Source organism: Leclercia sp. J807, from assembly GCF_009734465.1.
Taxonomy (GTDB): domain Bacteria; phylum Pseudomonadota; class Gammaproteobacteria; order Enterobacterales; family Enterobacteriaceae; genus Enterobacter.
Genome location: NZ_CP046446.1, coordinates 612,318 through 625,620, shown reverse-complemented (window position 1 = coordinate 625,620; position 13,303 = coordinate 612,318). Strand labels below are relative to the sequence as shown.

Below are 13,303 nucleotides of genomic sequence, written 5' to 3'. Positions count from 1 at the left end.
TTTCCCAAACAGGATGTTTGCGAAAAGGTCAGCCAAAGAAAAAGGCCCATGCTTAACATGGGCCTTTTCATCAACATACGGTTACCTGAGCTATGGACGACGACGTCCGGTGAACAGGCTTACCAGGAACAGGATAATACCGACGACGAAGACAATTTTCGCCGCACCCGCCGCGGTACCCGCCAGTCCACCAAAACCCAGAGCGGCGGCAATTAACGCGATAACCAGAAAAATGATGCCCCAACGAAACATATGACTCTCCTTTACCATAGTTAATGTCGACCGCATGGTGAGCGCTCAGGTTGCTCACGGCGATATCTACATGTGTAATTCTTATCTCGCCTTCTGGCCTCAGCCAGAAGGACGAATTTTGGAGTTTTATTTCACTTTCAGATCATTTTTAACGCTTTTCACGCCATCAATGGCTTTAGCGATACTTTCAGCACGGTCGCTCTGTGCCTTAGACTCTACTTCACCGCTGAGCTGTACCACACCGTCGGTGGTTTCCACTTTCACATTACGTGAAGGAACGATGTCATCGGCAAGCAGTTTCGCTTTGATTTCGCTGGTAGTCGCAGCGTCACCGGCATAGCCTTTAGCAGACTGTTCCTTGCCGTCACGAACATGCAGTTTGTCGCTGACAGATTTTACGCCTTCAATGCCTTTCGCCACGGAGACCGCTTTTTCAGCCTGAGCCTGGCTTTCAACGAAGCCACTCAGCGTGACGACGTTTTTATCGGTTTCTACAGAGATATCGGTGCTTTTAATGTCATCAGCGTCTACCAGCGCAGCTTTTACTTTAGCTGTGATAGAGCTGTCATCCATGAAGTTACCGACTTTATTCATAGAGTTATCGATTTTTTCCCCTGCGGTGTTCGCAGTGGATTGCGCTTTATCCGTTGCGGTGGTCTCTGCCATTGCAGAACCGCATACCAGAGCACTACCCATCATTACCGCCAGCAGAGTTTTCGAAATCTTCAATTTTTTAGTATTCATCGATGTATTCCTGTGGTTTGCTCCGAATTCGAGCGTCAAACATCACGTGCAAGTAGTCTTTAGTACTACCAATCAACACTCGGGCGAGATGAGAATCTTATCAACACGCATTGAATGAAACTTTCATCTGCGCCCGGTGTTAAACACTGAGTTAAATATAGATCACTCTCACAGGTCCGCTTTCAGAATTGGGCAAAAAATGAGCAATAAGCAGCAAAAGTCGTTGAATTAAGAACATTCCGCAAGGGATTAATAAGGCAGGGATTTAAGCAGAGCACGGCGGCTGCCGTGCTCCGGGAAGGGATTAATGCTCGCGGGTTTTGCGGAACTGAATATCCGGATAACGTTCGTGCGCCAGGTTCAGGTTAACCATGGTTGGGGCGATATAGGTGAGGTTATCACCGCCATCGAGCGCCAACTGAACCTCGTTCTTACGCTTGAACTCTTCGAATTTCTTCACGTCAGAACACTCTACCCAGCGCGCCGTCGCCACGTTGACCGATTCGTAAATCGCTTCAACGTTGTACTCGCTCTTCAGACGGGCAACCACCACGTCAAACTGCAGCACGCCCACGGCGCCGACAATCAGATCGTTATTGGCGATAGGACGGAATACCTGCACTGCCCCCTCTTCCGACAGCTGAACCAGCCCTTTCAGCAGCTGTTTCTGCTTCAGCGGATCTTTCAGGCGGATACGACGGAACAGCTCCGGTGCGAAGTTCGGAATACCGGTGAACTTCATCATCTCACCCTGAGTAAAGGTGTCGCCAATCTGGATGGTGCCGTGGTTATGCAGGCCAATGATGTCGCCCGGATACGCCTCTTCCACGTGGGAACGGTCACCGGCCATAAAGGTCAGCGCGTCGGAGATCACCACATCTTTACCGGTACGCACCTGGCGCAGCTTCATGCCTTTTTCATATTTGCCGGATACCACACGCATAAACGCTACGCGGTCGCGGTGTTTCGGGTCCATGTTGGCCTGAATCTTAAAGACAAAGCCGGTGAACTTCTCTTCGCTGGCAACCACTTCACGGGAGTCGGTATTACGCGGCATCGGCTGCGGCGCCCACTCCACCAGACCGTCCAGCATATGGTCCACGCCAAAGTTACCCAGCGCGGTACCAAAGAAGACCGGCGTGATTTCACCGCTCAGGAACAGCTCTTTATCAAATTCGTGGGAAGCGCCTTTGACCAGCTCCAGCTCTTCACGCAGCTGTTCTGCCAGCTCTTCGCCGACAGCCGCGTCCAGATCCGGGTTATCCAGCCCTTTAACGACGCGCACTTCCTGAATGGTGTGACCTTTACCGCTCTGATACAGGTAGGTTTCGTCTTTGTAGAGATGGTAAACGCCTTTAAACAGCTTACCGCAGCCAATTGGCCAGGTGATTGGCGCACAGGCGATCTTCAGCTCACGCTCCACCTCATCCATCACCTCCATCGGATCGCGGATGTCACGGTCGAGTTTGTTCATGAAGGTCAGGATCGGCGTGTCGCGCAGACGGGTAACTTCCATCAGTTTACGGGTACGATCCTCAACGCCTTTTGCGGCATCGATCACCATCAGACAGCAGTCCACCGCCGTCAGGGTACGGTAAGTATCTTCGGAGAAGTCTTCGTGCCCCGGGGTGTCCAGCAGGTTCACCAGGCAGTCGTGATACGGGAACTGCATTACGGAGGTGGTAATCGAGATCCCACGCTGCTTTTCCATCTCCATCCAGTCCGATTTTGCATGCTGGCTGGAGCCACGGCCTTTTACCGTACCGGCGGTCTGGATCGCCTGTCCGAACAGCAGCACCTTTTCGGTGATGGTGGTTTTACCGGCATCCGGGTGAGAGATAATGGCAAAAGTACGGCGTTTCGCCACCTCTTGCAGATAAGGAGACAACGTCATAATTCAATCTTCTTTAAAAAGCGCGGCAGCAAGCCGCGCATCATGAATACGAAAATGCGGCTATTTTACCCATCAATGGGGGGCAGGCAATCAATGTTTACACAGGAGTTGCTCCAGTTCGCTCAGGGAGGTCACGGTCCAGGTCGGTGTGATCCCCTCCGGCAGGGTGCGGTTGTGCGCGTTCAGCCAGCAGGTGGAGAGCCCGGCGTTCATCCCACCAAGGATATCCGACTCCGCCGTGTCCCCCACCATCAGCACTTTCGCCCGGTCAGGGTTTCCGGCCTGGGCCAGCGCATAATCAAAGATTTGCGGGGCCGGTTTTGCCACGCCCACCTGTTCTGAAATCACTAATAAATCAAAGTAGTCACGGAAACCGGTCCGCTCAAGGCGGATCTGCTGGAGCGCGGTAAAGCCGTTGGTAATGATCCCGAGCTTCGCCTTGCCTTTCAGGGAGGCCAGCAGCGACGCGGCGCCCGGCAGCGGGGCGCAGATTTCAGCCATTGCATTAAGGAAGGCGTCGTTCAGATCGCCTGGCGGAACGTTCAGGCGCTCGGACCACCCCTGAAAACGCTGGTGCTGAAGCTGTAACGCGGTGATCGCGCCGTTCTGGTAATCCACCCACAACGGTTTATTCACCATCTGGTAAGCCTGGAAATCTTCAGCAGTAAAGGTCACGCTGTAGTCGAGAAACATCCGCTGTAAGCCGCCGTACGAATCGAAGGTAAACAGCGTTTCATCGGCGTCAAAGAAAATCCAGTCCCAGTTCATTGTTACAACCTTTTTAGTTATCCAAGCGGCAGAGCCATGATGATGGCGTCTTCACGTCCTTCTGCGGTGGGGTAATAGTTACGGCGGATCGTCGCCTCGTTAAAGCCCAGGCTTTCATAGAGTGCGATGGCGGCGACGTTCGAGGCCCGTACTTCCAGCCACAGCGTGAACACGTCTCGGGCTTCCAGCTCGCGAATTAAATGTTCCAGCAGTTCTCTGCCCAGCCCACGGCGCTGGAAAGCAGGATCCACAGCGATGTTAAACAGCGTCGCTTCATCCAGAACGACCTGCGTGATGGCAAATGCCGCCAGCTGGTTATCGACATCCAGCCGATAGTTGAGGTAACGCTCACCCTGGTTGCTGGCAAAGGTTTTTTCACTCCACGGAAAGGCGTGGGCGCGTTTTTCGATCTCAAAAGCCTGCGCTAAATCAGTCGTCGTGAGGGAAGAAATTGTGTTCATGTTCGCAGATTTGTTGCCACAGCGCGCGACGTGCCGCCGGGTTTACGTTAAGTTCGTCCAGCGCCGGAGAGGCCATACTCGCCCCCTCCAGAGCAATCTCTTCTCTTACGCCAAGCTGCCAGCTGTTGCAGCGGCTGCCCTCGGGCAGCATGGCCACGCGATCGGGCGTCAGCTGCAGCACCTGATCGGCACTCAGCCTCAGCGCCCGCAGTACGTCGGCGATCACCGGCTCGCTGAGGGCGGGCAGGCTTTGCGCCACCATCACCAGACGAATATGCGCCGGTAGCGAGATGGCGATTTCGCCCTGCAATGCCGCCGGGCGGCGCAGCGCCCACTGGGTGATGCCCAGTTGCTGTAGTTGCCTGTCTCGTCGGGATGCCATTGCGAAAACTCCTGTCTGTCAGGCGCGCAAATATAGCAAATGTGTCGAATCTGCGCCATCTACCTACTATAATCCCCGCCTGTGTTTATTGAGGAACAATTCATGTCTGCATTTACCCCGGCAAGTGAAGTCTTGCTGCGTCACAGTGATGATTTCGAACAAAGCCGTATTCTGTTTGCCGGAGATATGCAGGATGACCTGCCTGCCCGTTTCGAGTGCGCCGACAGCCGTGCGCACACCCAGCAGTATCACCACTGGCAGGTGCTGAGCCGCCAGATGGGCGAGCGCGTCCGTTTCAGCCTGGTGGCTGAGCAGAGCGACGTGGCCGACTGCGATACGCTGATCTACTACTGGCCGAAGAACAAACCCGAAGCCCAGTTCCAGCTGATGAACCTGCTCTCCCTCCTGCCGGTGGGTTGCGATATCTTCGTGATCGGAGAAAACCGCAGCGGCGTGCGCAGCGCTGAGCAGATGCTGGCAGATTACGTCACGCTGAATAAAGTCGACAGCGCCCGTCGCTGCGGCCTCTACCATGGCCGTCTGGACAAAAAACCGACCTTCGATGCGGAAAAATACTGGGATGAATATCAGCTGGATGGCCTGACCATCAAAACCCTGCCGGGCGTCTTCAGCCGCGACGGTCTGGACGTGGGCAGCCAGCTGCTGCTCTCCACCTTTACGCCGCACACCAAAGGTAAAGTGCTGGATGTCGGCTGTGGCGCAGGCGTGCTCTCCGCCGTACTCGCCAGCCACTCGCCGAAAGTGCGTTTAACCCTCACCGATGTGGGCGCATCCGCCATCGAAGCCAGCCGCGCGACCCTTGCGGCCAACGGCATTGAGGGCGAGGTTTTTGCCTCTAACGTCTTATCCGACGTGACCGGCCGTTTCGATATGATTATCTCCAACCCGCCATTCCATGACGGTGTGGAAACCAGCCTCGAAGCCGCGCAGACCTTGATTCGTACCGCGGTACGCCATCTGAACAGCGGCGGTGAGCTGCGCATCGTGGCGAACGCCTTCCTGCCGTACCCGAAAGTGCTGGATGAAGTCTTCGGCTTCCACGAAGTACTGGCGCAAACGGGCCGCTTTAAGATCTACCGCGCCATCATGACCCGCCAGGCGAAGAAGTAACGTCTCCCGCTGGCCTGAGCCGCCCGTTCAGGCCATTTTTGCAGCAAATAATATCTCCCGCACAATTATCTGTTGACGAAAAGCTGAAAACATCTAGAATGCGCCTCCGTGGTTACGATACTTTTACTGTATCGATGGTCTGCGAAGGTGGCGGAATTGGTAGACGCGCTAGCTTCAGGTGTTAGTGTCCTTACGGATGTGGGGGTTCGAGTCCCCCCCCTCGCACCAATAACCATGATTGATATTGCTCGCACTGGGCGAAGGTGGCGGAATTGGTAGACGCGCTAGCTTCAGGTGTTAGTGTCCTTACGGATGTGGGGGTTCGAGTCCCCCCCCTCGCACCAACGAGGCGATATCAAAAAATAAGATGACTGTGCGAAGGTGGCGGAATTGGTAGACGCGCTAGCTTCAGGTGTTAGTGTCCTTAGGATGTGGGGGTTCGAGTCCCCCCCCTCGCACCAATTATCTTATCTCTCCTGCTTTTCTCTCTTCTTTTCCTGTTAGTTCAGATTCATTACCAGCACCCACATTCCCGCAATCAGCGCAACACATGATGGCAGCAGCACGAAATGCCGCAGTTGTTTATGCCAGATCATGGCGGATGAAATCAGCAAGCCCGACGCGATAATCACTTTCCAGACCGCTAACGACAGATCGGTACACGCCAGCCCGGCCATGACCATCCCCGGCAGTATCACGCCCCATCCACTCCCCAACGCTCTGCTCAACATGATTCGTCTCTCAAATCGATAATGATAACCAATATCATATGATAGATTTTCTCATTTGTCAGCGTTAAGGCCGGATGTGTAAAAAGCCTTGCGCACGGTTTTATCTATAGTTAGGATTGGCAATCATTATCATTTAGATTTTTATCCAGCTAACTTATGGCCACACGTTCCGCACACGCTGTTGAGAATATTATCTGGCAAACGCCGCTGACGACCAGGCCTTCAGGGCTTGCGGACGCGATGCGTGACGCTATCGGTCAGACGCGTGCCTATCTGCTGGATGTCATCAAGCTGGACGAACCCCATCCTCATCACGCCATGACGCTGGCGCAGTGGCAGCGTCCTGCCGAACTGCAGTCTTTGCTGGCAACCTACTCCGATCATATCTACCGCAACCAGCCCACGATGGCGCGGGAAAACAAGCCGCTGCTGTCGCTGTGGGCACAGTGGTATATCGGGCTGATGGTTCCACCAATGATGCTGGCCCTGCTGACCCAGGATGTGGCGCTGGATATTTCCCCGGAACATTTCCACGTTGAGTTTCACGAAACCGGACGCGCAGCCTGCTTCTGGATTGACGTTCAGGAAGACAGCCAGGCAACCTCGCTTTCGCCCCAGCAGCGTATGGAAATACTGGTGACGCGCGCCCTGGTCCCGGTGGTTGACGTGCTGGAAGCGACGGGTGAGATCAACGGTAAACTTATCTGGAGCAATACCGGCTATTTAATTCACTGGTATCTGACCGAAATGAAACCCCTGCTGGGGGATGAGAAAGTGGACGCGCTGCGTCAGGCGATTTTCTTTGCCCGCCAGCTCTCCGATGGGCGTGACAACCCGCTTTATCGCACCGTCGTTCCACGCGACGGCCTGCTGGTGCGTCGTACCTGCTGTCAGCGCTATCGCCTGCCGGACGTTCAGCAGTGCGGCGATTGCACGCTGAAGTAGTTTGTCAGGTCCAATAGATGAAAACGGCAACCCGAGGGTTGCCGTTTTGCTTCTATTACGCGACCTGCTGACTTTCTTCTTCTGCACGCTGGGCCTCTTCGGCCTCCTGCGCCAGCAGCTGCTTCTCGTAGACCTTAAAGAACGGGTAGTAGATGATGGCGGAGACCATCGCTAACAGCAGGACCAGGATCGCCGCACGGAAATCCCAGCCCAGCGCCCAGGCAGCCCCCACCGGCGCAGGAGCGGTCCAGGGAACCACCGAAATCACGCGACCAATCAGATCCAGCTTCATCGCCGCCCACGCCAGTACCGCGTTGACCATTGGCGCCAGCAGGAACGGGATAAAGAACACCGGGTTCATCACGATAGGCGTCCCGAAGATGACCGGTTCGTTGATGTTGAAAATACTCGGCACCACGCTCAGCCGTCCAATAGAACGCAGGTGCGCCGAACGGCTACGCAGATAGCAGAACACCAGCCCCATCGTCGCCCCGGAGCCGCCAATCACAATGAAGAAGGTCCAGAACGCCTCCATAAAGATGTGTGGCAGCGGCGCGCTTTGCGCCAGCGCGGTCTGGTTCATCCCCAGGTTGGTGAGCCAGAACATCTGCAGCATACCGGAGACAATCGCCGCCCCGTGGATGCCCGCAAACCACAGCAAATGACCAATCAGCACCGCCAACAGGATCGCCGGCAGCGAGTCCGCCGCGGAGACCAGCGGCTTAAAGATAGCCATGATCGCCTGCGGGATCAGCATGCCAAACTCAGACTGAATGAACAGGCTCAGCGGATAGAGGGTTAACACCACCACCAGCACCGGGATCAGCAGATCGAAGGAGTTCTTGATCATCGGCGGCACCTGGTCGGGCAGGCGAATACCGATGTTGTGCGCCTTCAGAAAACGCATCATCTCCACACAGTAGATTGCCACCAGAATGGCGGTGAAGATCCCCGTCCCACCGAGGCTATCCACCGGCAATGCGCCTTTAGTTTTTGGCGCGGCGATCAGCAGGAAGGCCATCAGCGACAGCATGGCGCACATGAAGGGGTCGAGCTGATGCGACTTAACGTAGTGCTTGCCGAGGTTGTAGGCGATAGCGGCACAGATATAGAGGGACATCACGCCCATCGTCATATCGAAGGGGGTGAGGATCTGGCCTTCAAACTGTTTTGCCATATCCAGCCAGGCGCGGGCAAAGCCCCATGTGGTGTCCGGCGAAAACGGCGGGTAAGCAAACACTAATAAGAACGAGCCAACAATCATAAACGGCATCGCGGAGATAAAGCCGTCGCGGATCGCCATCACGTGACGCTGAGAGGAGATGCGTCCGGCAATGGGGCTGACATAGTTTTCAACAAATCGGAATATCAGGTTAAACGCAGCATGGTTGGCAGACATAACGGCTCTCCTGTCAGACGATCGTTTCGGGCGCTGTGACGCCGCACGGTGTTCCATATACCACTTTCACCACCTTGCTGGCTCGCTTACCAGCGGTACTGCTCAAACGGATAGGTTTCATAATCGACTCTTATTATTGGATACAGGGGAAGTGACGTAATCAGTATTAATCTCCATATCATGGTCTGCAACCGGTTACTGTAACCGGTTTCCGTGATTGTGAAGAGGATCCAGAAATCGCTGATATAAGAAGTGTGTGACCTGGTAAATATTTACAGAGCATAATTTCTTATGACCGACTACACAGAGTATTTTCTGGAGGAAACAATGAGTTTGCAGTCTGTGCGCCAGTTTTTTGCTGACCACGCCCCGGATGTTGAAGTCATCGAACTGGGTCAGAGTACCGCTACCGTTGCGCTGGCTGCCGAGGCCCACAACGTCGCGCCGGGTCAGATAGCGAAAACGCTGTCGCTAAAAATCAAAGATGAGGTGATCCTCGTGGTCGCTAAAGGCGATGCGCGTCTTGATAACAAAAAGCTGAAGCAGACGTTTGGCGCAAAGGCCAGGATGCTGAGCAGTGACGAGGTGGTGACAATCACAGGGCACCCTGTGGGTGGCGTCTGCCCTTTCGGACTGGAAACGCCGCTGGCGGTCTATTGTGACATCTCGCTAAAACAGTATGCGGAAGTGCTGCCCGCTGCCGGTGCGATCCACAGCGCGGTCCGTATTTCTCCGGAAAGAATGGCCGAACTTACTCAGGCAACATGGGTAGACGTTTGCCTGTAAGTCCCGCGCCAGAAATCGTTCTGGCGCAGACTTTCGCATGGGCTATGAAAAGTGCTGGGACATGAAGCGCGAGTTGCGGGGATCCGGGACGGGAAAATGCGTCAGGATGTCCGCCGCGTGCAGTAATCCCACGTCGGAACGCACACCGAGCTTAATCATGGCATTAAATTTATGCGCACGAATGGTTTTGATGTTGCGATCGAGCCGGGTGGCGATTTCCGGGATGGAGAAGCCGCACGACATAAACTGCAAAATGGCGCGCTCGGTTGGGCTCAGCAGTCTCCCACGATGGATATTCCAGTGGTTATTATGACTGTCATTGACCCGTCGGTTCTCACTCAATATTTTGCTGAGTTGCTCCTGCAGTTCGGCGAGTGGCTCAGATTTGAGAATGACGCCATGCAGGCGTGACGGCGAAAGCTGATTAATCAGGCTCGCTTCTGCCTCATCTGATGCGAGCACAATTCGCTGAATCATGCCGTACGTGGTGGCCACTTCCTTAATACAGACCAGGCAATTACGCCGTTCTTCCCGCTCATCCGAGAGTGAATAAATTAACGACGTGTATGGAATAAAACTAAGTGATGACTGGAAACTATTAATATTATTAAAAAGGTGGACTTCATAACCTTTAAGTGAGGGACTGGCAAAAAGATGCTTCAGCCCCATAGCACTCATCATGCACTTTTCGACGATAGCGATATGTCTTTTTGGCGCGCTCTTTTCCATTCGTCTTGCTCTCCATAGGCAGAGAATAAACTCAGCTCTTTCATTCCCTTAGTGCTGTTAATCCACGCGTACATTTCGGCATTACTCGTTAAAGCAAGTCTTCTCATGGCACTGTTTTTTTGCGCGCTTACCGTTTTATTACTCTTTTTCAGCAATGCGGCGATTTGATTAATACCCCAACCTTTTCCCAGTAAGCGTAATACTTTACGCTCTGAGAAGGTCAACATGACTTCGTCCTGATTGTCATATAAATCATCTGGATCGGGGATTAATAGCGTCTGGCTAATACGTTCAGCGTTTTCACTACCCGCCCGGATAGCCTTAACCACGCTTTCGATGGGCTCCATGTTGGATAGCAACGTGCTTTCTGGACGCATTAAGTGCTCAACAGCGAGGGGGTAAATTGCCCGAGAAACCAAAAATATCCAGTGAATATCCCGATACTGATTTTGTAATACGTGATACTGATTGCAAATATTACGCGAATTACGCTGTTCATCTGAAATATCAACGATGACCACGCCTGCACGACGCAATTGAAGAAGCGTCAGCTCTTCATGGGTCCGACAGTATGAACGATCGTAGTCCGGGAAATAGCGAGACATAATGCTGCCGAGGCCGGTCTGCATTATGGGTGACTTTCCAATTATTATTACACTCTTACAGATCAATGACGGCATTTTCGCTCCGAATCCATTCATACGTTCATTCCACGTCTTTCATCCAATTGAAATACCTGTTTGTCTAACAGGGCGACGTAAAAATGTAATGTCTTTCCTTTTCTATTAGCTGAACGAAATGAGATTGCGATAAGAATCAGCATCACAAATGTATACACCGCCAAAACGGCATTAATATCGCAAAATAACGCCGCAATGTTAACCCCTGGCGCGCGATATTTTTAAAAAGAGCAAATTAGATATTCTAAATATAAATTAAATAAATATGTAAATATAAAATGCATAGAAATTAATAATTAATCAGCTGAACGTAATACCTGTTTACAGTACTAATCTGCTTAAACCTTGATCTGGCCCAGAGCAAACGCCACCGGGTTGTGTGCTAAAAGTAGACATTCCGGCTATCCACTCGTCACTCTCTCCTCAGGGCAACAGATGCAGGCAGATCAATCCTCACAACGCGCCGTTACGCGACTGTGTATTCAGTGCGGCCTTTTTTTATTGCAACACGGTGCCGAAAGCGCCCTGGTCGAGGAGCTCTCTACCCGACTGGGGCTGGCCCTGGGGATGGACAGCGTAGAGAGCTCCATCTCCTCTAACGCGATTGTGCTGACCACCATTAAAGCGGGCCAGTGTCTGACCTCAACGCGTAAAAACCACGATCGTGGGATCAACATGCACGTCGTCACCGAGGTGCAACACATTGTGATCATGGCGGAACACAAGCTGCTGGATGCGCAGGGCGTCGAAAAACGCTTCAGCCAGATCAAGCCGCTGCGCTATCCACGCTGGCTGGTGGCGCTGATGGTGGGTCTCTCCTGCGCCTGCTTCTGCAAACTTAACAACGGTGGCTGGGACGGCGCGATGGTGACCTTTATCGCCAGCACCCTCGCCATGTACGTGCGTCAGGTGCTGACAGGCCGGCATCTGCACCCACAAATTAACTTCTGCATCACCGCCTTTGTCGCCACCACGGTCTCCGGCCTGCTGCTGCGGCTGCCGGGCTTTGCCACCACCCCGACCATCGCCATGGCCGCCAGCGTGCTGCTACTGGTGCCGGGCTTTCCGCTGATTAATGCCGTGGCCGATATGTTCAAAGGTCACATCAATACCGGCCTTGCCCGCTGGGCGATAGCCAGTTTACTCACCCTCGCCACCTGTATTGGGGTGGTGATGGCCATGACGTTATGGGGGCTTCGCGGATGGGCGTAATCGATTTTCTCTGGGCGCTGGCCCAAGACATGATGCTGTCGGCCATTCCGGCAGTGGGCTTTGCCATGGTATTTAACGTTCCCCATCGCGCCCTGCCGTGGTGCGCGCTGCTGGGGGCTATTGGCCACGGCTCGCGCATGACGATGATGACCGCCGGGCTGAATATCGAATGGTCGACCTTTATGGCCTCGATGCTGGTGGGCAGCATTGGGATCCAGTGGTCGCGCTGGTATCTGGCCCATCCAAAGGTCTTTACCGTTGCGGCGGTGATTCCGATGTTCCCGGGCATCTCTGCCTATACCGCAATGATTTCAGCGGTGAAAATTAGCCACTTTGGCTACAGCGAAGCGCAGATGATTATGCTGCTGACCAACTTCCTGAAAGCCTCGTCCATCGTCGGCGCCCTCTCAATCGGGCTGTCGATCCCCGGACTGTGGCTCTACCGCAAACGCCCCCGGGTTTGAGAGTTGTGTTCTCCCGCTGCCGTGGTGATAATCCTCTGCTCTCATGTGGCTAAGTAAGGAGCAGATGTGTCTAACCCCGGCAGCGAAAACGCGGAAAACGGCGACGGCTCCCGCCTGAAAGACAAAATCTTCCTCAGCGCCCTCTCGCTGTTTGCCGAGTACGGGCTTAACGGCGCACGCATGGAGCAGATCGCCGAGAAAGCGGGCACCACCAAACGGATGGTGGTGTATCACTTTAAGACCAAAGAGAACCTCTATCTGCTGGTGCTGGAATATGTCTACACCCAGATCCGCGCCAGTGAAAAGCAGCTCAGTCTGGATGCGATGCCGCCCGTAGAAGCGCTGGTGCAGTTGGTGGAAACCACCTTTGACTATCATGCCGACCACCCGGACTACATTCGCATTATCTGTATGGAGAACATGCAGCGGGGCCGGTTTATGCAGCAGTCGGCCTTGCTGCGCCAGGTGAACCGCAGCGCGCTGGATCTGCTGGAAACCATCCTCAAACGCGGCAAAGAGAAGCAACTCTTTAACCAGACGGTGAACGCCCGGGATCTGCACCGCCTCATCAGCAGTTTCAGCTTTCACTATGTGGCTAACAGCTACACCTTCACCCTGCTGTTTGAGGATGGCGCCGATGAGCAGGCCCAGCGGCAACACTATCGAAAAATGGCGGTTCAGGTTGCCTTGCGTTATACCTGTCCTTAGCGCAAACAACCCTGAGA

At 53.9% G+C, this 13,303-nt stretch carries 16 protein-coding genes and 3 tRNA genes; 9 read left to right on the top strand and 10 right to left on the bottom strand.

The window, feature by feature from the left end:
* Positions 1–90: 90 nt before the first annotated feature.
* From GNG26_RS02945 to GNG26_RS02920, 6 genes are all read right to left on the bottom strand, one after another.
* Entirely contained in the window at positions 91–252 is a 162-nt protein-coding gene (locus tag GNG26_RS02945; RefSeq protein ID WP_002887716.1) for a DUF1328 domain-containing protein, read from the bottom strand.
* A 126-nt stretch (positions 253–378) separates the two neighbouring features.
* Positions 379–996 (bottom strand): molecular chaperone OsmY, encoded by a 618-nt coding sequence (osmY, locus tag GNG26_RS02940; protein ID WP_103178169.1) that lies wholly within the window; start codon positions 994–996, stop codon positions 379–381.
* Positions 997–1,300: 304 nt separating this feature from the next.
* Positions 1,301–2,890 (bottom strand): peptide chain release factor 3, encoded by a 1,590-nt coding sequence (gene prfC / locus GNG26_RS02935; protein ID WP_103178168.1) that lies wholly within the window; start codon positions 2,888–2,890, stop codon positions 1,301–1,303.
* A gap of 90 nt (positions 2,891–2,980) precedes the next feature.
* Complete coding sequence (yjjG, locus tag GNG26_RS02930; protein WP_114315946.1) at positions 2,981–3,658, bottom strand: pyrimidine 5'-nucleotidase; 678 nt, start codon at positions 3,656–3,658, stop codon at positions 2,981–2,983.
* Positions 3,659–3,675: 17 nt separating this feature from the next.
* A complete protein-coding gene (gene rimI, locus GNG26_RS02925) occupies positions 3,676–4,119 on the bottom strand; it encodes a ribosomal protein S18-alanine N-acetyltransferase (protein WP_103178166.1) in 444 nt (147 codons plus the stop codon).
* Entirely contained in the window at positions 4,088–4,501 is a 414-nt protein-coding gene (locus GNG26_RS02920) for a DNA polymerase III subunit psi (RefSeq protein ID WP_103823171.1), read from the bottom strand. The genes rimI and GNG26_RS02920 overlap by 32 nt, the downstream gene beginning before the upstream one ends.
* A 102-nt stretch (positions 4,502–4,603) precedes the next feature.
* Here GNG26_RS02920 and rsmC point away from each other — a divergent pair, with 102 nt between their 5' ends.
* The 4 genes from rsmC to GNG26_RS02900 all read left to right on the top strand — a co-directional run bounded on the left by rsmC (position 4,604) and on the right by GNG26_RS02900 (position 6,093).
* On the top strand, positions 4,604–5,632 hold the full coding sequence (rsmC, locus tag GNG26_RS02915) for a 16S rRNA (guanine(1207)-N(2))-methyltransferase RsmC (protein WP_156237738.1): 1,029 nt from the start codon (positions 4,604–4,606) through the stop codon (positions 5,630–5,632).
* 141 nt (positions 5,633–5,773) lie between these two features.
* A tRNA-Leu gene (locus GNG26_RS02910) sits at positions 5,774–5,860 on the top strand.
* Between the two features lie 29 nt (positions 5,861–5,889).
* Positions 5,890–5,976: transfer RNA gene (locus GNG26_RS02905), tRNA-Leu, on the top strand.
* Between the two features lie 31 nt (positions 5,977–6,007).
* Positions 6,008–6,093, top strand: a tRNA-Leu gene (locus GNG26_RS02900).
* Between the two features lie 39 nt (positions 6,094–6,132).
* Here GNG26_RS02900 and GNG26_RS02895 read toward each other — a convergent pair.
* The gene (locus tag GNG26_RS02895; RefSeq protein ID WP_103178163.1) at positions 6,133–6,363 is read right to left on the bottom strand and encodes a DUF1435 domain-containing protein; all 231 of its coding nucleotides are present in this window, start codon (positions 6,361–6,363) and stop codon (positions 6,133–6,135) included.
* Positions 6,364–6,519: 156 nt separating this feature from the next.
* Between GNG26_RS02895 and fhuF the strand changes: the two genes are divergently transcribed.
* Positions 6,520–7,308, top strand: a complete 789-nt coding sequence (gene fhuF / locus GNG26_RS02890; protein ID WP_156237736.1) for a siderophore-iron reductase FhuF — start codon at positions 6,520–6,522, stop codon at positions 7,306–7,308.
* A gap of 55 nt (positions 7,309–7,363) precedes the next feature.
* On the opposite strand, the gene GNG26_RS02885 is transcribed toward fhuF, so the two are convergent.
* Positions 7,364–8,707: a PTS sugar transporter subunit IIC gene (locus GNG26_RS02885; RefSeq protein ID WP_114315950.1), complete on the bottom strand. Its 1,344-nt coding sequence runs from the start codon at positions 8,705–8,707 to the stop codon at positions 7,364–7,366.
* Between the two features lie 327 nt (positions 8,708–9,034).
* Between GNG26_RS02885 and GNG26_RS02880 the strand changes: the two genes are divergently transcribed.
* On the top strand, positions 9,035–9,493 hold the full coding sequence (locus GNG26_RS02880) for a YbaK/EbsC family protein (RefSeq protein WP_103823167.1): 459 nt from the start codon (positions 9,035–9,037) through the stop codon (positions 9,491–9,493).
* Positions 9,494–9,535: 42 nt separating this feature from the next.
* On the opposite strand, the gene bglJ is transcribed toward GNG26_RS02880, so the two are convergent.
* Entirely contained in the window at positions 9,536–10,171 is a 636-nt protein-coding gene (gene bglJ, locus GNG26_RS02875) for a DNA-binding transcriptional activator BglJ (protein ID WP_156240127.1), read from the bottom strand.
* Positions 10,171–10,902 carry a response regulator transcription factor gene (locus GNG26_RS02870; RefSeq protein ID WP_103823321.1) on the bottom strand — a complete coding sequence of 244 codons (732 nt, stop codon included), beginning with the start codon at positions 10,900–10,902 and terminating at the stop codon, positions 10,171–10,173. Before GNG26_RS02870 ends, bglJ begins: the two co-directional genes overlap by 1 nt.
* Before the next feature lie 435 nt (positions 10,903–11,337).
* On the opposite strand from GNG26_RS02870, the gene GNG26_RS02865 reads away from it, so the two are divergent.
* From GNG26_RS02865 to GNG26_RS02855, 3 genes are all read left to right on the top strand, one after another.
* On the top strand, positions 11,338–12,114 hold the full coding sequence (locus GNG26_RS02865; RefSeq protein WP_103823165.1) for a threonine/serine exporter ThrE family protein: 777 nt from the start codon (positions 11,338–11,340) through the stop codon (positions 12,112–12,114).
* Positions 12,105–12,578, top strand: a complete 474-nt coding sequence (locus GNG26_RS02860) for a threonine/serine exporter (RefSeq protein WP_103823164.1) — start codon at positions 12,105–12,107, stop codon at positions 12,576–12,578. Before GNG26_RS02865 ends, GNG26_RS02860 begins: the two co-directional genes overlap by 10 nt.
* Before the next feature lie 66 nt (positions 12,579–12,644).
* Complete coding sequence (locus GNG26_RS02855; RefSeq protein WP_114315952.1) at positions 12,645–13,286, top strand: TetR family transcriptional regulator; 642 nt, start codon at positions 12,645–12,647, stop codon at positions 13,284–13,286.
* Positions 13,287–13,303 lie beyond the last annotated feature (17 nt).